This is a genomic window from Nakamurella aerolata (assembly GCF_013002705.1).
Taxonomy (GTDB): Bacteria; Actinomycetota; Actinomycetes; order Mycobacteriales; family Nakamurellaceae; genus Nakamurella; species Nakamurella aerolata.
In genome coordinates this window covers 116,841-138,241 of the sequence record NZ_JABEND010000011.1, presented here as the reverse complement: position 1 = coordinate 138,241, position 21,401 = coordinate 116,841, and the positions used below count along the sequence as shown (strand labels likewise).

19 protein-coding genes and 1 tRNA gene are annotated in these 21,401 nt (G+C 67.4%); 3 read left to right on the top strand and 17 right to left on the bottom strand.

What is annotated here, in order from left to right:
* Window positions 1-31: 31 nt before the first annotated feature.
* The 5 genes from HKD39_RS16620 to HKD39_RS16600 form a co-directional block, all read right to left on the bottom strand.
* Window positions 32-610, bottom strand: a complete 579-nt coding sequence (locus tag HKD39_RS16620; protein ID WP_171200985.1) for an ATP-binding protein — start codon at window positions 608-610, stop codon at window positions 32-34.
* Between the two features lie 58 nt (window positions 611-668).
* The gene (locus HKD39_RS16615) at window positions 669-2,831 is read right to left on the bottom strand and encodes a hypothetical protein (protein ID WP_171200984.1); all 2,163 of its coding nucleotides are present in this window, start codon (window positions 2,829-2,831) and stop codon (window positions 669-671) included.
* Window positions 2,824-4,470, bottom strand: a complete 1,647-nt coding sequence (locus HKD39_RS16610) for a helicase HerA domain-containing protein (RefSeq protein WP_171200983.1) — start codon at window positions 4,468-4,470, stop codon at window positions 2,824-2,826. The genes HKD39_RS16615 and HKD39_RS16610 overlap by 8 nt, the downstream gene beginning before the upstream one ends.
* Window positions 4,471-4,523: 53 nt before the next feature.
* Window positions 4,524-5,705: a DNA (cytosine-5-)-methyltransferase gene (locus HKD39_RS16605; protein ID WP_171200982.1), complete on the bottom strand. Its 1,182-nt coding sequence runs from the start codon at window positions 5,703-5,705 to the stop codon at window positions 4,524-4,526.
* Between the two features lie 499 nt (window positions 5,706-6,204).
* A complete protein-coding gene (locus tag HKD39_RS16600; protein WP_212754665.1) occupies window positions 6,205-6,537 on the bottom strand; it encodes a sulfate permease in 333 nt (110 codons plus the stop codon).
* Here HKD39_RS16600 and HKD39_RS16595 point away from each other — a divergent pair.
* Window positions 6,521-6,742, top strand: coding sequence for a hypothetical protein (locus HKD39_RS16595; protein ID WP_212754664.1), 222 nt, complete (start codon window positions 6,521-6,523; stop codon window positions 6,740-6,742). The two genes, HKD39_RS16600 and HKD39_RS16595, sit on opposite strands and share 17 nt — an antisense overlap.
* 236 nt (window positions 6,743-6,978) lie before the next feature.
* On the opposite strand, the gene HKD39_RS16590 is transcribed toward HKD39_RS16595, so the two are convergent.
* The 3 genes from HKD39_RS16590 to HKD39_RS16580 all read right to left on the bottom strand — a co-directional run bounded on the left by HKD39_RS16590 (window position 6,979) and on the right by HKD39_RS16580 (window position 9,409).
* Window positions 6,979-7,054 (bottom strand) — tRNA-Ala (locus HKD39_RS16590).
* A gap of 73 nt (window positions 7,055-7,127) precedes the next feature.
* The gene (locus HKD39_RS20135; protein WP_171200981.1) at window positions 7,128-8,078 is read right to left on the bottom strand and encodes a thioredoxin domain-containing protein; all 951 of its coding nucleotides are present in this window, start codon (window positions 8,076-8,078) and stop codon (window positions 7,128-7,130) included.
* Between the two features lie 188 nt (window positions 8,079-8,266).
* A complete protein-coding gene (locus HKD39_RS16580) occupies window positions 8,267-9,409 on the bottom strand; it encodes an FKBP-type peptidyl-prolyl cis-trans isomerase (protein WP_171200980.1) in 1,143 nt (380 codons plus the stop codon).
* A 186-nt stretch (window positions 9,410-9,595) separates the two neighbouring features.
* Here HKD39_RS16580 and HKD39_RS16575 point away from each other — a divergent pair, with 186 nt between their 5' ends.
* Window positions 9,596-10,894: a magnesium transporter MgtE N-terminal domain-containing protein gene (locus tag HKD39_RS16575; protein WP_171200979.1), complete on the top strand. Its 1,299-nt coding sequence runs from the start codon at window positions 9,596-9,598 to the stop codon at window positions 10,892-10,894.
* Between the two features lie 126 nt (window positions 10,895-11,020).
* Entirely contained in the window at window positions 11,021-11,665 is a 645-nt protein-coding gene (locus HKD39_RS16570) for a DUF1003 domain-containing protein (protein WP_171200978.1), read from the top strand.
* Window positions 11,666-11,701: 36 nt separating this feature from the next.
* On the opposite strand, the gene HKD39_RS16565 is transcribed toward HKD39_RS16570, so the two are convergent.
* The 9 genes from HKD39_RS16565 to HKD39_RS16525 all read right to left on the bottom strand — a co-directional run bounded on the left by HKD39_RS16565 (window position 11,702) and on the right by HKD39_RS16525 (window position 20,950).
* The gene (locus HKD39_RS16565; protein ID WP_171200977.1) at window positions 11,702-12,004 is read right to left on the bottom strand and encodes a hypothetical protein; all 303 of its coding nucleotides are present in this window, start codon (window positions 12,002-12,004) and stop codon (window positions 11,702-11,704) included.
* The gene (locus HKD39_RS16560) at window positions 12,004-12,672 is read right to left on the bottom strand and encodes a MarR family winged helix-turn-helix transcriptional regulator (RefSeq protein WP_212754663.1); all 669 of its coding nucleotides are present in this window, start codon (window positions 12,670-12,672) and stop codon (window positions 12,004-12,006) included. The genes HKD39_RS16565 and HKD39_RS16560 overlap by 1 nt, the downstream gene beginning before the upstream one ends.
* Before the next feature lie 314 nt (window positions 12,673-12,986).
* On the bottom strand, window positions 12,987-13,883 hold the full coding sequence (locus HKD39_RS16555; protein ID WP_171200976.1) for an SCO4651 family lipoprotein: 897 nt from the start codon (window positions 13,881-13,883) through the stop codon (window positions 12,987-12,989).
* 45 nt (window positions 13,884-13,928) lie between these two features.
* Window positions 13,929-15,590: a beta-N-acetylhexosaminidase gene (locus HKD39_RS16550; protein WP_171200975.1), complete on the bottom strand. Its 1,662-nt coding sequence runs from the start codon at window positions 15,588-15,590 to the stop codon at window positions 13,929-13,931.
* A gap of 10 nt (window positions 15,591-15,600) precedes the next feature.
* Window positions 15,601-16,455 carry a carbohydrate ABC transporter permease gene (locus HKD39_RS16545; protein WP_212754662.1) on the bottom strand — a complete coding sequence of 285 codons (855 nt, stop codon included), beginning with the start codon at window positions 16,453-16,455 and terminating at the stop codon, window positions 15,601-15,603.
* A complete protein-coding gene (locus HKD39_RS19790) occupies window positions 16,452-17,408 on the bottom strand; it encodes a carbohydrate ABC transporter permease (RefSeq protein WP_212754661.1) in 957 nt (318 codons plus the stop codon). Before HKD39_RS19790 ends, HKD39_RS16545 begins: the two co-directional genes overlap by 4 nt.
* A 51-nt stretch (window positions 17,409-17,459) precedes the next feature.
* Window positions 17,460-18,770 (bottom strand): extracellular solute-binding protein, encoded by a 1,311-nt coding sequence (locus HKD39_RS16535; RefSeq protein WP_171200974.1) that lies wholly within the window; start codon window positions 18,768-18,770, stop codon window positions 17,460-17,462.
* 9 nt (window positions 18,771-18,779) lie between these two features.
* Window positions 18,780-19,970 (bottom strand): ROK family protein, encoded by a 1,191-nt coding sequence (locus tag HKD39_RS16530; RefSeq protein WP_171200973.1) that lies wholly within the window; start codon window positions 19,968-19,970, stop codon window positions 18,780-18,782.
* A 197-nt stretch (window positions 19,971-20,167) separates the two neighbouring features.
* Entirely contained in the window at window positions 20,168-20,950 is a 783-nt protein-coding gene (locus tag HKD39_RS16525; protein WP_171200972.1) for a DinB family protein, read from the bottom strand.
* Between the last annotated feature and the right edge of the window lie 451 nt (window positions 20,951-21,401).

Below are 21,401 nucleotides of genomic sequence, written 5' to 3'. Positions count from 1 at the left end.
GCGTCGGCTGCGGGTTCCGCAACATGACCAACTACCGAAGGCGCATCATGATCCACATCGCCGTCACCCGACAGCGACCGACCGCAGCATGAACGACCCACCCCGCGGAAAGTCGAAGAGCCCTGTAAGTGAGGTCGGCGGACGGCGGTGGCGGCGGATCAAGGTGTACTGCGTGGGCGTTGGTAAGGATGTCTTCGGGTGAGCGGACGGCCGAGATGCGCTTGATGATGCGCGAGTAACCCGTCTTGCCGGAACCGTTCTGCCCGAACAGGATCGTGAGGCTGGGGTCGAACTCGAGTCGTTGGTCACCGGCCAGCGCATTGACACCTTGGACGCTACTTAGCGATGTCAGCTCGAGGGTTTCGTCCGCGGTCGCCTCGCCTTCCTGCACTTCGAGCTTCGGCACACTTGGAATGTCTGCGGCAGAGAGTCCCTTCTCGGCGAGGAAGGTTTCGTAGACCGAGTCGAGCAGGTCGGCAGTCGGGACTTGCCGCGAGAGGATCGTCTCGGCGGCGAGCTGCCGCACCCATGCGTCCTGACTGTTTGCCCAGTCCACGAGCAGGCGACGCGGCGTGGCTTCACCGAGATTGACTGCGAGTTCGTCGGTCATGTGGTCTCCGGTAAGGGTGGGTGTGGCAGTAAGGGGACTCGATGAAGGGCTGCCCGGGTTACTTGTCGCCTACTTGGGAGCCGGCACCGATCGCCGGTCGTTCCGATTCTTGCTGCCGTGATAGGTACTGATCGCGGTCGAGGGGGTAGGTACGGACGTTGACGTCTTCGGGACGACGGGCTCGCCCGACGCGCACCAGTTGAGCAACGACCATGGACTTGAGCTCGGTTTCCAGACGACGGCCGAGTGCCTTGCAGTATTCGTGGGCGGTGTAGATCACTCTCGGGATGATCTTGACGAGCCGCTTGCCGGTGAGGAAGTTGTGGTCCAGGTCCGGCGTGAACTTGGTGTGCTGGAGGGAAGCGACGATCAGCTCGACGTTGCGCCGAACGCGCAAGCTTGCCTCCTCTGCGCGCCGGTATCGGATCGAGTCCATGAACTCGTATCGAGGTGCGAGCGGCGCGGGATCGCCGGCGGTGTGGCCGACGTAGAACAGTGCGTAATCGGCGTACTCGCACATCCGGACGAAGGGGTCGTCCTCAATCGCATCGACCGTAACCCAGTAGGTGTCCGAGTCGGGGTTCGCCAGGTGCTCGTTCTGGCGTTGCCGGATGCGCTCGGTCCAGAAGTCGGTGACCTCGTGCTCGTACTGGCGGTGCAGGTCGGTGGTGGCGTGGAAGGGCCGCACGATCACGCAAGTGCAGAAGAACCCGTCCGTCGACTCCTTCGCGAGCGTGCTGAGCACGGCCGTCACGATCTCGTTGTCGGTGAGCATGGCACCCCGCGAGGCGTCCCAGCCCGGGTCGACCGGCTCAATGCCGGAGGGCGCGTGGCCGTGCGCGATGAACTCGCTGATGAGTGTGGCGAACAGCCTGAGCTGGCTACTCTTGACGGCACCGGCCAGGATCGGCGGCTGACGGCTCGTCGTCATGTGCCGCAAGATGCTTTCCGACAGTCGGACGCCCTGGCGCACCATCTCCCCGTACGGGTCGTTGCGCTGGTAGTGGTTCAGTTCACGCTCTTGGAGCGTCACGGTTCCGTCGCGCAGATGCACTCGCGGCGCTGGGAGCGTGCGTCCGTCGCCGCCGAGCGCAGGGGCGGAGCCGAGGAACACGCGCTCGTCGGCGCGCCATTGGACGACGTCAGTGGCGCACTTGGCCATGTGTTCGTACTCACTGTCGGACAAGCCCGCGTTCCGGTACATGAACGGCGCCATGACCATGCCGGCGTTGTGTGGGCTGTCGATGGCGCTCTTGGTAATCGGCACGGAGTACATCGGTGTCGGGTGCTGCTCTCGGTTGGCGCCCTCCAAGTGGAGATAGACCATCGAGTTGTTGAACGTCACCACCTCGCTCCCGCCGGCGTCAACGAAATTGGAAGCGGTGTCGATCTGCATGACGCTGGAGTAGGTGGAACCATCGCTCCCCGCTACGACGACGTTGGCCCAATCCTTTGGTGCGGACGGGTTCTCGAATGACACGAGCTCGATGAATGACTCCCCGTAGACCCGCTTTGCCAACTCAGCTTCGAGGCGTGACTCGTTGATTCCGGTCCGCATCGTCTTGAACGAGCCGGTCGCCACCGACGATGCGGGTGGTACGTGAACAGACTCGTGGCTAAGCCCGAGCCAGCGGTAGCAGAGGTTCTCCAGCTCCATCCGAGCGTTCTTGACCCGGCTGCGGTGTCGGTCGTCGGTATCACCATGGTCCTCCCAAATGTCCACGTCGGCGTTGTAGGTCGCCACCTTGGACACAATCAGATCCTTGATGAAGGGTCGCGGCGCGAGCTTTTGTAGCTGCTGCGCGGTGCGGTGGAGAAGTTGCTTGCGCTCCTCCCCCCTCACCGACTCGCGAGCGTAGATCAACTCGGCGATCGCCTCCGTGGGCGTCATGTCCGCCAGGGCGTCCCGGATATCATCCAGCCGAACCGCAGTGTCGGCGTGCAGTGTCGGCGCCAGCGTGTAGCGGGTGGCGCCCGGCGACTGCCCGGTGACCTCCACCAGTCGGTGATCGAGGACCATTCGCGCCACGAGCTTGTGGTAAGCCTGCACGGTCACGTTGTCCCGCACAGGTGTGGTGCCGGCGACTAGCTCGACACCCTCGGAGGTGAGCTTCTCGTGAATGTGGGCGATGGTCGCTCCGGCTTCAGGATCGACGGTGCGGAGGTGCTTGATGATCGCCTGCTCGCGCTCAGCGACGTCGAGCTTGCGTGCCTCAGTCATCGGGTTGCTCCGTCGTCGCGCGTTGGGCTGCGCTCTGGATGTCGATGAGTGATCGCTTGCCGGTCCAGCCGCGGTCCCGGAAGTCCGCCCACACATCTGGGGTAGCGCCGCCGTGGTGGGTGACACGCCGGCGGACGTCAACGATCGTTGCGTGACGTACCGTCTCGGCGACACCGGTCAGCGCGCAGGTGCCCTGCGGCAGCTTCGGCAGGCCGCGCACCATCTCGGCGGGTGCGTCCGCGAAGATGCCCCGCAAGGAGTCGAGCTGGTCGGGCTCGATCGAGTGGACAAACCGGGTCAGCAGCCGCTTGAGAATGGAACGGTCAACGTCGGCTGGACTCTGCGTGGTGAGGATCAGCCCGAGCCGATAGTGACGACCGATGCGCGCAATCTCGCGCAGCACTTGCGTGGAGACCTGCTTGTCGTCGCTGGGCGCGACGAGGTGGAACTCGTCGATCGAGAGCACCGTGAACGGGATCTTCTTCTCGCGGGCGAGGTCCTGGAGGTCGCGGGCAACAGCCGCCGCGATGATCCGGAGATCACTCAGAAGGAGCCCTCGGCAGTCGATGTTGACGAACGCGCCCGGCTGGAGGGCACTGATCCAATCGAACCGCGGCCCGATATACCTGAGGCGTTCCAGGGCGCGTACCCGCTGTTGCGCCGGGCGCAGCGTGTTCGCGGCCTGCATGTTCAGGTTCGGTGCCTGTGTCTCGATCTCTGTCACCAGGTCGTCCACGCTGAAGGCGGACCGGGCGCCTCGCTGAATCTCGCGGCGCAGGACATCGAAGGAGTAGCCGATGAGCGTCTCGATGTTGGTGCCGCGGTTCACCCCCGCCACCGCGTCAATGAGGTCTTCGCGGGTGAGCGACCCGAGCGGTAGCGTAAAGCCGCCGCTGCCGGGCGTGAGATTGACGCCGCCGAGTTCGACGGCAGCGTTGACCATCTCGCCGTTGACGTCGAGGTTCACCTGCGGAACGCCGAGGCAGTGCAGCTCTTCCCCGATGACGCCGCGGGTGTAGCTCTTGCCGCTACCGATGCCGCCGACGATGAGGATGTGCCGCTGGACGGCTCCAGGGGTGAGGGTGACCTGGACCCGGTCGTCGTTGTGCAGATGCCCGATGTGGATGCCGCTGTCGGGGTCGGATGGAAACCCCATGGCGACGCTGATCTGGTCAGCCGAGGGTCGGATCACGATCGCACCCGCAGGCGGGAGCGTCTTGACTTCCGTGGTGCCCTCCTGGCCGTCCGAGGCGAGTTCCTCCACGGGCTCAGTGCGAGCGATCCGATAGATGACCGTCGATTCGCCCTCGTGCGCATAGTCGCTGTCGAACGGCAGAACGTCCCGCACGGTGGCGCTCTGAGGGTCTTCATGCGGGTTGATCTCGTGAACGTCCAGAACACGGGCAAGGACCCACGATCGTCCCGCCGCGTCGGGCCGCCGAGCCTCGATCGAGACGAAGTCTCCCGGGCTAACCGCCGCGTTCGGATGAAGCCGGAACCGCACCTCCTCAAAGGTGGGCGACGACTGGTCGCTGATGACCGTCCCAAGGACACGAAGCGTCGGCTGGCCGTCCGGCGGCAGCAGCTCGGCATCAACGACCCCGTCGCCGTCCGATGCGCCAACTACGAGTTCTGACATCTCAACCTCCGTTAACCAGTAACCTTGATGTAGTTAACAGTACATCAGGCGCCTCACGAAGCAAGCGACTCGCCGAGCTGCCGTCGAACGTGTCGCGCGATGACCTCGGCCCAGAGGGGTGGGAAAGCGTTGCCGATGAGCCGCTCCTGCCAGCTCGGATGGTGGATGAATCGGAAGTCGTCGCGGAAGCCCTGGAGTCGGGCCGCCTCGCGAACCGTGAGGGATCGCGGATGGGCGTAGTGAAGGAACCTGCCAGAGCCCGGGTTGTGGAAGTTGGTCGTGATCGTGCGCGCCAGGCCGCGCCGATGAAGACGCGCATACGCCTGGGAGTAGTACCGCTTCCCCGATGTCACGTCGGCCGGCGGGCGACGTCCCTCCGGCACCCGAGCCAACCGAGCCACAAGGTCTGGGCCATGACGCCACGACTTGTGGTTCTCGGGCGGGAACCAACCGCCCCCGAGACGGCGCGCGTAGTCGGACGCTTGCATTCCCGACTCGGGGTCTAGGTCCCGGAGAGCCTCGCCCACTGTGACGAAGTCCTTGAGTTTCTCGGTTCCCACTTCGTAGTGGTCTGCCATCAAGTAGGCAGAGGAGGCGGCCGAGCCGATCCTGGGAGCCGCGCCAAGAATGGTGTCGATCGTCTCCACGGATGGCTTGACGAGCTTCTCGCTCCGGTAGTCCCAGACCCTCCGAGTGCCAGCATGGGTCGGTGGGGGCGGGGTCGGCTGAACTCCGGTGCGCACGTCGTACCCGATCACTAGCGTGCGCTGGCGAGACTGCGGCAGGCCGTAGGAGGCGGCGTTCAGGACGCCCGCCCAAGTTTGGTAGTGCGGCGACAGGGCACTGAGTGCTGCGGCAAGCTCTGCGCGGTCTGACACAGCGGGCACGTTCTCCATCACGAAGAACAGTGGGCGCAGGTCGGTCACCAGCCGGAAGAAGTCGCCGAGGAGCGCGTTGCGCGCATCATCCTGCTTGCGGGGTCCGGCCGTCGACCAGCCTTGGCACGGCGGACAGCCGAGCAGTCCGGCGATAGGTCGGTCACCGGACCGCTCGCGGATGTCGTCGGCAGTCACATCCTGGACGTCAATCAGGTCGTACGGCACGTCCGTGCCGTAGTTCTCCTGGTACGTATCGCGGGCGGCGGGATCGACGTCGTTCAAGTACGCGATGTCGAAGCCCGCTCCCGCTCGGAACCCTTCGGCCACCGACCCCACACCGGCGAACAACTCGGCCACCGCCCATGGCTGGCTCCACGAGCGAACCGAGCTCCGCACCATCCTGAGTTCCTCCTCGTCCCAGCACTTGCAGCTTCTCTCGCTTCAACTTACCGTGGATATATATAATTCGCCAAGGCGATGTCAGGAGCGAAGACCCACGTGCCCGCACGGAAACGCAGGACCAGCATCGAGTGGCCGACCGAGGTTGACGATCGGTTGAGACTGCTAGTCGACCTCGCAGGAAGGTCGCCTGAACTGACCGGCGCGTCGAGCGCCAACGAACTGCTGGCAGCGCTGATCTGTGAGCAACCACTCGATTCGGATGCCTTGGCGCGCCACATCAGCCAGTATCGGAGTATCGATCTGAGTGCCGTTGCCCAGCAGACGAAAGTGCGAGGCGGCGCCCCAGCGCCAAGTCGAGGGCGTCCGAGGTTGAGAACGAAGCCATGACTTCGCGCTCCCCAATACTGAGCCGGGAGCCTCGCATCGACGGTGAGGTGAGGCAGACATCTCGCACCTACTGCGACGCGCCGACCAGCAAGTCAAGCGCATCAGCCGACTCGTCGGCAGTCGCCTGCTTGGTACGTCCGCGACGCCGCGCGACGGCCTCGCGGACGCGAACGCGAACCAGGAGCACGAGGCTGACCGGCCCCATGATGATGAACTTGATCGCGTTCCACACGCCCCAAAGGACGATGAGGTTGAGCCAACCGGGGCCGCCGTCTGCGATCAGGCTGGTGCAGATGCTCGCGGCGAGCAGGTACGGGAGGGCGAGCAGCATGGCGGGCACGCCCCACTTCAACCCGCGGCGGGTGCGGATCGCGTCGAGCGCGATGTTGGCATTCTTCACCAAGATCACCCTCACCGAGCACCTCGACGTGACCTCGGAGTTCACCGGCATCTACGAAACCATCCTCGACCCGACCAACCGACTCCACGCCGAGTTCTGGCAGCGCACCGGCCAGCTCCACCCCGACATCGACCTCAACAACGAAGCAACCCTGCCCACCGATCACGGGGGCAGGGTTGGAACTTCGACCAAATGGTGGAGCTGAGGGGATCTCCCCATAGCCTCGCTACCGCTCAGCTATGTGGGCCCACTTCGAGTCGCTGAGCCCAATAAACGCATCAGGGACCGGACGAAAAGCGTGTCCGGTCCCTGATGCGTTGGTGGAGCTGAGGGGATCCCCATAGCCTCGCTACCGCTCAGCTATGTGGGCCCACTTCGAGTCGCTGAGCCCAATAAACGCATCAGGGACCGGACGAAAAGCGTGTCCGGTCCCTGATGCGTTGGTGGAGCTGAGGGGACTCGAACCCCTGACCCCCACACTGCCAGTGTGGTGCGCTACCAGCTGCGCCACAGCCCCATGCTGCTCGGAGAACTCTACCAACCGCGGAACCGCAGGCCCAAATCGGCTGGTCGGGCGCCCGAGCGAGCGCTCAGCCGATGAGCTTGGTGAGCCAGTCGGTCTGTTGAGTGTTCACCGGAGCGCCACCGTCGAGGACCATCGGCGTGCCCCAGTTCTGGCCGAACTTGGCGGACAGGTCGTCCTCCGCCTTCTTCGCCGAGTCGGCGGCCTGCTGCACGTACTTGCCGTCGGCGATGCTCTTCACGGTCGCGGCGGGCACACCGGTCTGCTGCGCCAGGTCGGCCAGCTCCTGGTTGGTCTTGTTACCGCTGCCCTCCTGCGGCTGGAAGTCGGGGCTGAAGATCGCCGAGTGGTACTTCAGTACCAGGCCGGGCTGGTCCCCGGCCTCGGTGGCCACTGCGAGCAGCGCACCGGCGGCGCGTTGCGAGTAGTCGCCGCTGCTGGAGGCGCGGTTCAAGAAGTGCAGCATCTGCAACCGAACGGCTATGTTGCCATCGTCGACCTGCTGGGCAAGTTGCTTGCCGTACTGCTCCTCGAACTGCCCGCAGATCGGGCACATCGCGTCCTCGTACAGGTCGATGGTCTTGGCCGGGTTACCGGCCTTCAGCAGGATCGCACCGTCCTGCACGGTGGCCGTCGCCTTCGTCGCCACGTAGTTCGGGTCGCCCTGCACCGCAGTGTTCTTCTTGTTCAGCACCAGGCCGACCACCACGATCGCCGCGATCACCACGATCGCCACTCCGCCGATGATCAGCTGGGTGCGGTTGGAGCCGGCGGAGCTGCGCCGGGCTGCGGCCACCGACTGGCGTCCGGCACCCGATCGGTTGGGCACCTTCGGGCCGTTGTTGGACGGTCGCGGTGGGCGGGTTCCGGACGACGCCTGCGCCCCCGGTCGCTTCGGGTCAGAACCCTTGGCCACGGTGTACTCCTCGTTCTCGGCCGCATGTTGTCGGCTGGTGCTGGTCGGCATGCGCTGGGTGCGGCGCAGCGCGGCGAACGAGCTGGTCGCCGCGTTCCCCACACCGATTGAATCAACGCATTGTGAGAATTCCGCGAGTCGCGGGAGCCACCGGCGGCCCGCTCGCGAACGGCGTCCCACCAGCTAGTCGCGCCGACCGCCGCAAAAGTTCACCCGACCGCACGCAACAGCACCAACCCGCCACCGCCAGAACCAGCCGCCACCAGCCGAGACGTGGCGACCGGCCGCGGTCAGTTCAGCTTGCGGACGATGTCCACCACAACGGCCAACGCCGGCGAGGGCTGCTGGGTCTGGCCGTCACCCTGGGAGGCCGGGATGGTGATGATCACCCGGCTGCCCACCGGGACACCGGCGAGCTTGGCGAACGGCGACTGCGCCGACACCTGCACCTGGCTCGGGCCGGTGGCTCCCTGGCCCATCATCTGCGGCGAATCGGACGGCCAGGTGGCGCCCTGCGGCTTGCCGGCCCAGTCGAACGCCGCGTACTGCACCAGCAGCTGATCGTTGTCGGCGACCTTGGGGCCGGTCCCGTTGGCGATCACATAGGCCTGCGACGCGGTGGGCTCCGGGACGCCCTTGGGAATGGTCACGCCGGTCGGCGCCTTGCCGAGCTCACCCTTCACCGTCGGGGTGTTCGCCTGCGCCGCAACGGGTTTCGCGTCGGCCTGGCCGCCGGTGGCTGGCGGCAGCGCTTCCTTGATGTCAATGACGAACACCAGCGTGTCCGTGCCCTTGATGCCGGCCTGCGGGTTGCCCTTCGCCTTGTACCCGTCGGCCGGCGGCAGGCTGAGCATCACCCTTGAGCCGACCTTCACGCCGACCAGACCGACGTCCCACCCGCTCACCACGCCGCCGACGCCGATCGGGAACGCGGCCCCGGCCTTGCGGTCGTAGGAGTTGTCGAAGACCTTGCCGCCCCAGATCTGGCCGAGGTAGTTGGTCACCAGCACGTCACCGGACTTCACCGCCGGGCCGTCGCCCTCGCTGAGAATCTGCCGCTGCAGGCTGGGCGGCGGGTTCTTGCCCTCGGGGAAGGTCAGGGTCGGCTTCTCGCCGAACTTGCCGGACGCGGTGGGCAGGTCGGCGGCCGGCACCGCCTTGGCCACCGCCGTCGCGGGCGGCACCTCGGGGCCGAAGGTGGTGCCGGGATCGGACGACGGCGCCGCCGAACTCTGCTCCGTCGGCACCGAGCCGCTGGCGATCGTCGGCGGTGCTGCCGAACTGCCGGCAGCGTTGTCGGCGCCCTGGCTGCCGCCGGCAGTACCGGTGGGCGTGGTGGACGTGGTGCTGGCCTCGGATCCCCCCGATCCGCAGCCGGCGATGAACAGCAGGGTGCCGGCAGTGGCAGCGGCGATGACGGCGCGCAGACGCATGGAGAACGCATTCCTTCGACGGTCGGTCGGCCCGATGTGGCCGGCTAGCACGGCAAACCCGATCAGCAACGAACATCACCAGAGCCCTGGCCCCGGTGACGCCAATGGGTCACCCTACGTGCCGGGCATGTGCGGTCACTATGAAGGCAGTCAGGAACACCCGACGGCTGGCGCCATACTGACTGCGTGGCAGCCAACTCTCGTATCTTCGTCGCCCGGCTGGTCGGCCTCGGCGTCTACGGCCCCAGCGGCGAGTCGATCGGCAAGGTTCGCGACGTCGTCGCGGCGCTGCGGCTGGATCGGCAGCCGCCGCGGGTGCTCGGCATCGTCGTCGAGCTGCCCAACCGGCGCCCCATCTTCGTGCCGATGCTGCGGGTCGCCGCCATCGAGTCGACCTCGGTGACGCTGGCCACCGGGCAGGTGTCGATGCGGACGTTCGAGCTGCGGCCCACCGAGATCCTGGTGGTCGGTCAGCTGATCGGCGCCGCGGTGCGGGTGGCCACCACCCAGGCGGCGGCGCACGTCGCCGACGCCGCCATCGAACAGAGCCGCACCCGCGATTGGGACATCACCAGGTTGGCCGTGCGCGAGCGCGGCAGCCGGCTTGGACGTCGCGCGCCGATCCAGGTGCTGGGCTGGAACGACGTGCGTGGCACCGCGATCACCGACCTGCTCGGGGCCACCATCTCCAGCACTCAGCAGGTGCTGCTCAGCTTCGAGGGGCTGAAGGCGGCGGACGCCGCATCGGTGCTGCGGGAGATGCCGCCCAAGGCCCGCAACGAACTCGCCGACGCCTTGCCGGACGACCGGCTCGCCGAGTTGCTCGGGGAGCTGCCGGACGACGACCAGAAGGAAATCCTCGGGCATCTGGACGAGAACCGGGCCGCCGACATCCTCGAGGCGATGGACCCCGACGACGCCGCCGACCTGCTCGGCGAGCTGAACCCAGGGGTACGGGCGCGGCTGCTTGAGCTCATGGAGCCGGAGGAGTCGGAGGGGGTGCGCCGGCTGCTGCAGTACTCGTCGAACACCGCCGGTGGCCTGATGACGCCGGAGCCGATCATCCTCACCCCGGACGCCACCGTCGCGGACGCGCTGGCCAGAGTGCGGGTGCCCGAGCACACCCCCGCGCTCAGCTCGATGATCTTCGTGGTGCGGCCGCCGCAGGCCACCCCGACCGGGCGGTACCTGGGCTCGGTGCACACCCAGCGGCTGCTGCGGGAGCCACCGTTCGAACTCGTCGCCGGTGTGCTCGACACCGACATGGCCAAGCTCTCCCCCGACGCCTCGCTGCCGGAGGTCACCCGCTTCTTCGCCACCTACAACTTGGTGTGCGCACCGGTGGTGGACGACGATGAACATCTGCTTGGTGCCGTCACCGTCGACGACGTGCTCGATCACCTGCTGCCGGACAACTGGCGCGACCAGGGTCTTGGTGACATGGTCGCCGAGGATCCGACCGGCCTCGGCCAACACGTCAGCTGACAACCGCTCGCCAGCGAGCCGGCCGGCACCGGCACGATCAAGCACCGAACAGCATCCAGCAAAAATCTGGCACCGCAGCACATCTGGCACCGCGGGGGAATGCCGGCGCGCACCAAGGGAGGCACCATGACAACACCGTCCAGCCGGAACAGTCTCAGCGAACCGCAGGTGCGTGCCTCGTTGATCAGCCGGATGCGCATCGACCGCGAGGCGTTCGGCGCCTGGAGCGAGAGTTTCGCGCGCTACCTTGGCACCTCGAGCTTCCTGGTGCAGATGACCATCTTCATCGCGTTGTGGCTGCTGTGGAACACCCTGGCCCCGGCGTCGGCGCGCTGGGACCCGTACACCTTCACCTTCCTGACGCTGCTGCTGTCGCTGCAGGCGTCGTACGCGGCGCCGCTGATCCTGTTGGCACAGAACAGGCAGGACGACCGCGACCGGTTGTCGCTGGAGGAGGACCGCCGCCGCGCCGCACAGACCAAGGCGGACACCGAGTACCTTGCCCGCGAGTTGGCGTCACTGCGCATGAACATGAGCGAGGTCGCCACCCGCGACTACCTGCGCGGTGAGGTGGAACGGCTGCGCTCCGACCTTGCGGAGCTGACAGCGGCGCTGCAGGCCGCCGGAGTGACCGCCGCGACCATGCCGGACAGCTCGGCCAAGCGCGGCCAGAAATCCAAGAAGACCAAGCGCGGCAACGTCTCTGACGGTGCCGGCAAAGCCAAGAAGCAGCCAGCCGGTCAGCCGGCCGACCCGGAGTCGGGCGGCTGAGCCCGGCCGCCCGCACTGCTCAGCCGCAGCTGCCGCTCAGGCCTCCCTGGCCAGCCGGATCCACAGGAACGCACCGATCAACACCGTGACGTACACCGCGGCACCGGCCAGCCAGAACCAATCGATGGGCGAGCCGAACATGGCGTTGACGCCGAGACACAACGCCCCCGTGATCAGTCCGCAGAGCACGGTGATCAGCACTGCGCGGCCCGGGCGCATGTGGCCGTGCCTGAGGTCGTTCTCGTCGGTCATCGACCTGGTGCGCTGCGGGTCGATGTCCGAACCCGTTGCCGCGGCAGGGGTTCGGCCCTGCGACCTCGGGGTGTCCGGAGTGGTCATCACCGTGAGCTCCTCGCCGAGGCCAGCGTTCCCGCCGGCAGCTCCTGGCCAGCCGGCGCCGACGAACGGCCGGCCGCGTTGTGGCCCGGCCCGTTCGGACCGGATCCGTTGTGGCCGGCGCTGTTCCGGCCGGTTCCGGGCTGGCCCGTTCCGTGCTGGCCGGTTCCGTTCTGATCGGCGGTGGCGGTCGCGGCGATCAGCCGGTGCAGGGTGCGGCGCAGCTGGGTGAGTTCCGCCTCGCTCATGCCCAGCTCTTCGACCACCGCGGGCGGCACCGCCAAGGCCCGCTCGCGCAGCGCCAGGCCCTCCCGGGTGAGGCTGATGGCGAGCTGCCGCTCGTCGTTGGCGTCGCGCGAGCGACGGATCAGGCCGGCCGACTCCAACCGCTTCAACAGCGGCGAGAGGGTTCCGGCGTCCAGCCCGAGGGTGCGCACCAAATGCCTTCCGGTGACGGCGATCTCGCCGCTGCTGGCGGCATCCCACAACACCAGCATCACCAGGTACTGCGGATGGGTCAGCCCCAGCGGCCGCAGGATCGGGCGATAGACGTTCAGCAGGCCCCGGGTCGCCACCACCAGCGCGAAACAGACCTGTTCGTCCAGCGACAGCGGATCGGTCGATGCACGGTTGCCGCCCTTGACGGTGTTCGCAGACTCGGCTGGCTTCATGCACTCAAGAGTACACCAATCGTTGCCACACCAACTAATAGTGCACCAAGGGGACGGCAAGATCCGGTGCGATCGGCCGCGAGCGGCGGCGGCTCGTGCCAGATGGTCGCTGAGTTGGGTCGCGGCCGGCGTCAACGGACGCCGACCCGGCGCCAGGGGTTCAATGCTGTGGGCGGGCACCCGCTTGACGGATGGCCGTCGCCCCGCACGATCCATCGCTGGTCTTTCAGGTCGGCGAACCGAAACCTCTTGCGCCGCCAGCTTTCCCGCACCCGCAGCACCGTCCTGTCGACCATCAGCCGCCGCGGCTGGGTTCACCCGCCGGTGGCCACCTCGGACGGATCCGGAGCCGTGATCCGCACCGGCTCGTTGTAGCCGCCAACGGTGAACTCGACACTCGCCGACATGCCGCCGGCCTCAACCTTTTCGACCATCTTGACCGGGCGGTTCTGCTCGTCCAGCCACAGGCTCACCGGGATGGTGTCGAGGCCGATCGCGCCGGCGCTGCTCAGCTCGCTGTTCGGCATCTGCTCGGCGAGCTTGGCGACGTCGATGACAAGGTCGTACCCGGTGGTCGGTACCCCGTTCACGGTCTGTCCAGCGCCGGCCTTGACCGACGTGGTTGATGCGGCGAACGCCTTGTAGCCGTCAGGGCCGGACTGCTGCAGCGATCTCTTCAGCTGGGTCGCCATCGCGGCGAGTTGCGGGTTGGCGGAATCTTCCGACACCAGCGCATATTTCTTGCCGGTTTGCTTGACGCCCATCCCCGACAGCAACGACGGATCACCGCCAAGGTAGGTCTTGCCGTCGACCAGCAGCAGTTCCATGTTCATGCCGGAGAAGTCCATGGTCATCTTGGCGTCTTTGACCTTGGCGTTCTCGACGGTCTCCTCCATCGTGGCGTTGATGGACTGCCCGGCCACCTGCATCGTCAGCTCGCCCTTCAGTGAGGTGACATCCCGCATGCCGGCGTCCAGCTTGGCGATCAGCGAGGCGCCGTCGGTGGCAACGCCGGTGCCGGGCGCTGCATTCGGCGCGTTACCGCCCGACCTTTCGGCATCCTCGGTCGCGCCCCCGAGGCTGCCTGTGCTGCCGCCGCTTTGTTCAACGGCCGCGCCGGCCGGCTGTGCCTGACCGGAAACGGTGCTGGCGCAGCCGGCAAGAGTTCCGGCCGCCAGCAGCGTCACCAGGGCGCCCCTGAACCTGTTCATGCCCTCATCGTCGTACCTGACGGGACTGTCGGCAGCGGTTTCGGTTCAGCCGACGCCGATCTCGGCGACCAGCTGGGTGACCTCGTCGGCGCGCTGCTGCCTGGTGAGCGGGCGCCCTGGGACGCCGGGGCGGCGCTGCCACGGCAGCGGCCCGGCCAGTGGCCGGTACTCGACGCCGAGCGCATCCAGCCTCCGCAGGTGGTGCCGCAGCCGGTCCATAAACGCTGGCAGATCACGGGTTTCGTCGCTCCACAACACTTCGGCCATGGCGCACAACCGCGGGAACGCGTAGAAGTCGACCACCCTGGCCGAATCCATGTGTTCGGCCCAGATGTTGGCCTGGCCGCCCTGGATCAGGGCCGCCTGAGCGGGGCTCAGAACCGGCGCGACCGGGTCGAATCGGTAGACATCTTCCAGGGTCAGCACCATCGACACCGGGATGGGTTCGTCCGGGCCGTCGGACTGTCGGTAGTCGAGGTAAGCCGAGTGATCCGGACAACTGACCACGGCAAGCCCACGATCGGTCGCGGCGCCGATACCCGCCGAGCCGCGCCAGCCCAAGATCGTCGCATCGGCCGGCACCTCGCCGGCGAGCATCTCGTCCCACGCCAGCACCCGGCGGCCGCGGGTGGCCAGGTGCTCGGAAATCTCTGCCAGGAACCAACTCTGCACCTGCGACTCGGTGGTCAGCCCGCGTTCGGCCATCAGCTGCTGGGTGCGCGGGTCGGCGCGCCACTGCTCGCGCGGGCATTCGTCCCCGCCGATGCCGATCACCTCGCTGGGAAACAGGTGGATGATCTCGTCCAGCACGTTCCGGAAGAACTGCACGGTGCTGTCTTCGGCGTTCAGCACGTTCACGTTGACGCCCCAGCGGGTCCACACCGGCAACTGCGCGCCGGTGACGCCGAGCTCCGGATAGGCCGCGATGGCCGCCTGCACGTGCCCGGGCAGCTCCACTTCCGGGATGACGGTGATGCCACGCGCGGCGGCGTAGTCGACGATCTCGCGGATGTCGTCCTGGGTGTAGTAGCCGCCGTGCGGGCGGCCGTCGCCGTGCGCCGCCGGACCCGAGCCCAGCTGGCTCTCGGTGCGCCAGCCACCGATCTCGGTCAACCGCGGGTAGCGGCGAATCTGCACCCGCCAGCCCTGGTCGTCGGTGAGGTGCAACTGCAGCCGGTTGAACCGGTGCACGGCGAGCAGGTCGACGAAGCGCAGCAGATCGTGCTTCGGCATGAAATGCCGCACCACGTCGAGCATCACGCCCCGCCACCGGAAGCGGGGTCGGTCGGCGATGCTCACCGACGGCAGCGTCCACGGACCGCCCCGCGTTGCGGCCCGCCGGTACACCCCGGGAGACAGCAACTGTCGCAGCGCCTGCCCGCCGTAGCCGAGCCCGGCCCGATCTCCGCCGATGATGCTGATCTGGTCGTCGTGGGCGTTCAGCACGAACGCCTCGGAGCCCAGCGCCGGGTCCAGCGTCAGCGCGACGCTGGTGGCGGGCTCGGCGTAGGCGAGCATCGGCGTCGATCTGGGCAGCACCGGCAGGGCCAGCCCGGTGCCCGCAAGCTGCTCGCGGAGCAGGTAGGCGGCCGGTTCGGTGCCAGCAGCCGCGAGAATCCGAGAGCCGGCATCGAGCGTCACCGACCCGGTTCCCAGCTGCAGGTGAACCGGTCGCGGCAGCAACGACGGCACGTCGGGAGTATTCATCGGGTCCGGATCAACCTTTCACGGCGCCGGCCGACATGCCGGTCACCAGCTTGCGTTGGATGGCGAGGAAGAACACAACGACGGGGAGCGAGAACAGCACCGACGCGGCCATCTGTCCGCCGAAATCCGTTCCGGTGAGCGGAGTTTTGAACGAGGCCAGCCACACCGGCAGGGTGTAGTTCTGCTCACTCTGCATGAACGTGTAGGCGATCAGATAGTCGTTCCACGCGGTGATGAACGAAAAGATGCTGGTGGCAATCACTCCGGGAGCCACCAGCGGGAACAGGATCCTTGTGAGGATCGTCCAGGTGCTGGCGCCGTCGATCCTGGCCGCCTCCTCGATCTCTGCCGGGATGGTGAGGAAGAAGCCGCGTATCACCCACACCGAGAACGGCAGTACCAGGCCAACGTAGGCCAGGATGAGCCCGATGTAGGTGCCGAGCAGGCCGAGCCGCTCGAACACCTGGAACATCGGGATCAGCAGCGCGGTAGCCGGAAGCATCTGCACCGCAAGGATTCCCACCATGATGGCGCGGCGCCCGCGGAAGCGGAACCTGGTCAGTGCCGCGGCCGCCAAGAAGCCGACGGCGATGGCCAGCAGCAACGTCCCGCCCACCACGATCACGCTGTTGCGCAGGTTGGTGAGGAAGCTGGTCTGACCGATAGCGACCCGGAAGTTGTCCAGCGTCGCGGCGCGCGGCCAGAACAACGGCGTCGCGGTGCTCACCTCCGAGCGGGGCTTGAATGCGGTGTTGAGCATCCAGTACACCGGGAACAGCCAGATCAGGCTGACGCCGATGGCCAGCAATTTCGACAGCGGACGCCGCCTGGTGAAAAACCGGCGGGTGGGGGCGAGAGCGGTCACAGGTCCTCCCCGGCTCGCAGCAGCCGACGGATGTACAACGCCGTCAGCGCCAACAGAATCAGTGTGGTGATCACCGACAGCGCCGACCCGGTGCCGATCTGGAATCCAACAAATGCCGTCGTGAAGGCGAACACGCCGAGCGTGGTGGTGGCCGAGTCCGGGCCGCCACCGGAGACCAGCCAGATTTGGTTGAACACGTTGAAGTCCCAGATGATCGACAGGATCGTCACCAACCCGAGCGTCGGGCGCAGCGCCGGGATCACCACCGATCGCCACACCCGCCATTCCGAGGCACCATCCATCCGGGCGGCCTCCTGCCGCTCCAGCGGCACCTGCATCACGGCCGCGTAGAGGGTGAGCGCGATGAACGGCACGGCCTGCCAGACGATCAACAGCCAGATCGAGACGTAGGCAAGAACAGCGTCATTGCTCCAGTCGGTGTTGGCCATGTCGCCGAAGATGCCGAGCTGGGTGAGCAACCAGTTCACCACGCCATAACCCGGCTGGAACAACCAGTTCCACACCACCGACGACGCCACCGTCGGCATCGCCCAGGCGCAGATCAGCGCCACCGTCACCGGCATCCGCAACGCCACCCCGAGCCGGGTCAGCAGCACCGTCAGGGCCAGACCGATCGCGATACTGCCCACCACCAGCGCCGCAGTGAAGCCGAGCGTGCGCAGCAACGACCACCAGAACTCCTCGTTGCCGAGCAGCCGCTGATACTGACCAACACCGACCAGCTCGAACCGGCCGGTGAACAGGCTGCGCCGGTTGTAGTCGGTGAACGAGCTGAGCACCAACACCACGATCGGCACCACCGTCAGCGCGGTGATGATGAGCAGGCCAGGACTCAGCAGCAGCCAGTGCGTGCGTTCCGGTCGCCGCGGCGCCGCGGGCGCTTCGGCGGCACCTGCCGTCTTCGGCGGTGGCGCTTGCAGGGTGGTGGTCACGATGGTCCTGTCGGTCTGCGGGCACTGTGGGCGGCAGCGGAAACCGTTGCCTCAGAAGGTGTTCTGGTTCAGTGTTTCGGCAATTCTGGCGTCAAAGGTGGCGGCGGCCTGCGGCACGGTGCGGCTGCCGGAAGCGACCTGGGAGAACAGGTCGTTGACGGCCCTCGTCGACTCCATGTCCACCCAGTACTCGCTGGCGGGCGGCGCCTTCGAGTTCAGCGCCGCGGTGAAGAAGGCGCGTTGCACCTCAGGGACGCTGGCCCGTGCGGCCTCGGTGGCTTCGACGCTGTTCGGGATCCAGCCGCCGGTGGCGAACACCCAGTCCTGCTGGATCTTCGGGCTGGCGGCGATCTTCACCCAGGCCTTGGCGAGCTCGGCATTGCGGGTCTTGGCCGCGATCCCCCAGTCCGACCCGCCCAGCAGCACCGGCTGTGGGCCGTCGGCGCCGGGCAGCGGGAAGGTCCCGAGATCGGATTCTCCGAGGTCGGGATTGGCGTCCAGCACCTTGCCCAGGTACACGTTGGTGGCGACGATGGCGGTGGTCTTACCGTCGGCGAGAACCTGCTGCTGTTCCGGCCGGTCGGTGTCCAGGGTGCGCGATGCCGGTGTGGAGTAGGTGTTCTGGAAGTTCTTGAAGTTCTGCAGGCCCTGCAGCGCCGCCGGTGATTCCAGGTTGCCGGTCCACCGACCGCCCTCCGACGAGGCGATGGAACCCCCTGCGTCCCAGACGAACTGCAGCCCGACGTACCAGTACTGCCCTGGCAGGTAGATCGGCGAGAAGTCGGGCGCGTTGCTGACGCTGCGCACCGTGTCCAGCGCCGCGGTGAACTCGGCGAAGGTGGTCGGCGGCTCGGTGACGCCGGCTTCGGCCCACACCGTCTTGTTGTAGATCACCGCGCGCGCTCCGGCGAAACCCGGTACGGCATAGAGTCTTCCGTCGATGGTGGCCGGCGCCTCCAGACCCTCCAACCAGGTCTGTCCCTGCGCAAACTCTTCCCTGTCGTCGGTCAGATCCAGCAGCCCACCGCTCGCGCCGAGACTGGCCACCTGGGTGTTGCCGAGGTCGAGGACGTCCGGTGGTGCTGCGGTGCTCAACGCGGTGGTCAGCTTGGTGGTGATGCCGTCCCAACTCTGCCGCTCCACCCTAGCGGTGGCGCCGGTCTGCTTGCTGAACTCGGCGTTGATGGCGTTGATGGTGTCCATCGTGTAGTCGCCGTCCATCACCCAGACGGTGATCTCGCGGCCGCCCGCTCCGGCGCTGCCGGCCGCTCCCGAGCAGCCGGCCAGAACAAGCAGGCCGCTGAGCGCCAGTGCCGCTGCCGCGCCAAGGCGGCGGGTGCGCCGAAAGGTGTTGATCCGCACGATGACTCCCTACCGCGGCGATCCGAGGCCGAGTTGGCTGGTGAGGACGAGGGCGGCGGCGCCGAGCAGACCGAGGTCGTCGTCGCCGGCTCGTGACCGGACGGTCAGGCTCGGCGCCAGCGCCGGCAGCACGCACTGCTTTGCGGTGCGTTCGGCGGCGGCGAGCAGTGGCCCGTCGATCAGGTCGGCGGGTCCGAGCAGCACCACCGTGTTGATGTTCAAAACGGCGAGCACCGGGGCGAGTGTGCGACCCAGCGCCGCGCCCGCGGCTTCCAACGTCGCGGTCCTGCGAGCAGCGCTCGCCCGCTTCAGCAGCCGGCGCAGATGGGGGGCGCTGGCGACCAGGTCGAGGCAACCACGGCGCCCGCAGCTGCACAGCCCGCCGTCGGGGTCGGCCGTCACGTGCCCGAGCTCCCCCGCAGCGAACTGCTCGCCCTCCACCACGGCGCCGTTGATCAGCACCCCGGCACCGACGCCGTGCTCGATGGACACCACGATGAGATCGTCATCGTTCGGGTCGCGAAAGCGCCTGACGCCCAAGGCGGCCAGGTTGGTGTCGTTACCCACGACGGTCGGTAGCCCGGTGCGCGCCCGCACCGCGCCGGCCAGATCGACGTCGTGCCAATCCAGGTGCGCGGCGAACCGGATGTGCCCGGCCTGATCCACCAGACCAGGTGCGGCAATGCCGACGCCCAGCACCGGAACCGTTGCGGTGCGGCACATCTGCTCGGCGAGGTCGAGGACGTTCTGCAGCGCCTCGGCGCCGGTGGCGCCGTCCACAGCGCGCTGCGTGCGCTGCAGCACGGTACCGCTGAGGTCGACCAGGGCAGCCGAAAATGCCTCGTGCGGGGCGATATCCAGGACGACGACGGCGTTTCCGGAGGCGTTCAGCTCGACCAGCGGGGCGGGTTTGCCGATGCGGGCCTGCGGCGGCAGCCCGGCGTCACGGACCAGGCCCGACTGCTGCAGGTCGGCGACCAGGGCCGAGATGGTGGGCGCCGTCAATCCCGAGCGACGCACCAGCTCGGATCGACTGAGCGGGCCCTCGCGGTACAGCAGCCGCAGCACCAACGCTCGATTGCGGGTGCGGTTGTCCTGGGTGCCGGACTTGCGCGGCGTGTGCGCGGGCCGGCTGATCCGGTCCAGCTCGTCCGGGGTCAGCACCGCGAGGTCGCTGACACCATCGGTGCGCTCGGCCACTCCAACCCCTTCGTTAGCCGCCTTTAGTAACGCGGATTTACTTAAGGTAGCGACGGAGAGGCAGTTGGTCAAGGTTGAGCAGGCGTCCGGTGGCCGATGCCACCGGTTCCCGGCGATCGGTCCCACCGGTTCCCGGCGATCGGTACCGCCGGTTTCCGCCGATCTGCCGGTCGGGTTCAGCGGGCGGCCGGTCGGGCTCAGCGACCGGCTGCGGCGAGGCTGTCCAGGTCGCGGACGGCGTACCTGAGGTGCTCCCACTCCTCGCCGACAATGGTGTGCAGGCAGCTCAACACCGTTTCCGGATACGCAGGGGCCCAAGGGTTTTGCCTGGTCTCGGCCAGCAGCTCGGCGGTCGCCGTGGCGAGATAGTCGCGAACCATGGCGACCCGCTCGGCGCGCACCTCGAGTACCTGGCTGTAGGAGGGAGTCGTGGCATCGAACACAGCAGGGTCGTAACCGTCTTCCGCGTACTCGGCGTTCGGCTGGCCGATCGGGTGGTACGGCCGGTCGATCCGCAGGATCGCGCCGCGCAGCCAGGTATCGGTGGCCATCACCAGGTGCCGCAGCGTCTGCGCGAACGACCACTCCCCCGCCACCGAGACGTCCACCGTGCCCTCCGGCATCGCGGCGACGCGTTCCAGCGTGCCGTTCCAGCTGCGCTGCAACGCCTCCCAGGCCGCTTGCAGACCCTCAGGGTCGGTAGCCAGGCGCAGCTGTCTGCCAGGAAACCGACGATTCAGTTCGGCGTCTACCAGCGGCGCGACGTTCACGCCGTTGATGGTCAGCACGCCGTCGCCCTCCAGCAGCCACGGCGCATCGATCTCGGCGTCCTGCACGTCGACCCCGCGCAGCACCGCACCCGCCAGACTGCTGCGGGTGAGCCGCGCCTCGGCCATCTTGACGCCGGTGAACCGCGCCTTCGCCAGGTTGACGTCGGTGAAGCTGACCCCCTGCAGATCGCACTTGAAGAACGCGTCCATCGCTGCTCCCTTCCGCCGGGCGGCACCGTGCGCTGGGCTTCCTGCCCGGGCATCCCGCATTGGAGCTCCCGCACTGGCTTGCCGCACGGCATTCCGCACGGGCTCGCCGTACGGCGTTCCGCAGGGCTCGCCGCGTGGGCTTGCCGCAGGCCGAACGCTAGCTCGGCGCGCCCTGTCGGGCCAGCCGACCGCGCCCGCCCGGTCCTCAAGTTTCACAACGCTCAAGGAGCGTTTGCAGCCAAGCCCGCTCAGGCACAACCCCTCCTCGGCAGAGCGTGATCGTGTCCGCTGGACCGACTGCCCGCCATTGGCGGTGTTACTCAAGTTTCACAACGCTCGAACGCGGTTTGCAGCCATCCCGGCCCGCTTCGAGGCCATCGAGCGCTCTCAAACTTGAGTAGAGCCACCCCGGCGGCGCTCCGGGCGTTGCTCAGGGGACATTTCGGCGTCT

Excerpts from the sequence above, each read along its gene's own strand:
- HKD39_RS16620 (WP_171200985.1), bottom strand. The coding sequence starts at position 610 with ATGACCGACGAACTCGCAGTCAATCTCGGTGAAGCCACGCCGCGTCGC.
- HKD39_RS16615 (WP_171200984.1), bottom strand. The coding sequence starts at position 2,831 with ATGACTGAGGCACGCAAGCTCGACGTCGCTGAGCGCGAGCAGGCGATC.
- HKD39_RS16610 (WP_171200983.1), bottom strand. The coding sequence starts at position 4,470 with ATGTCAGAACTCGTAGTTGGCGCATCGGACGGCGACGGGGTCGTTGAT.
- HKD39_RS16595 (WP_212754664.1), top strand. The coding sequence starts at position 6,521 with ATGTTGGCATTCTTCACCAAGATCACCCTCACCGAGCACCTCGACGTG.
- HKD39_RS16580 (WP_171200980.1), bottom strand. The coding sequence starts at position 9,409 with ATGCGTCTGCGCGCCGTCATCGCCGCTGCCACTGCCGGCACCCTGCTG.
- HKD39_RS16570 (WP_171200978.1), top strand. The coding sequence starts at position 11,021 with ATGACAACACCGTCCAGCCGGAACAGTCTCAGCGAACCGCAGGTGCGT.
- HKD39_RS16565 (WP_171200977.1), bottom strand. The coding sequence starts at position 12,004 with ATGACCACTCCGGACACCCCGAGGTCGCAGGGCCGAACCCCTGCCGCG.
- HKD39_RS16560 (WP_212754663.1), bottom strand. The coding sequence starts at position 12,672 with ATGAAGCCAGCCGAGTCTGCGAACACCGTCAAGGGCGGCAACCGTGCA.
- HKD39_RS16555 (WP_171200976.1), bottom strand. The coding sequence starts at position 13,883 with ATGAACAGGTTCAGGGGCGCCCTGGTGACGCTGCTGGCGGCCGGAACT.
- HKD39_RS16550 (WP_171200975.1), bottom strand. The coding sequence starts at position 15,590 with ATGAATACTCCCGACGTGCCGTCGTTGCTGCCGCGACCGGTTCACCTG.
- HKD39_RS16525 (WP_171200972.1), bottom strand. The coding sequence starts at position 20,950 with ATGGACGCGTTCTTCAAGTGCGATCTGCAGGGGGTCAGCTTCACCGAC.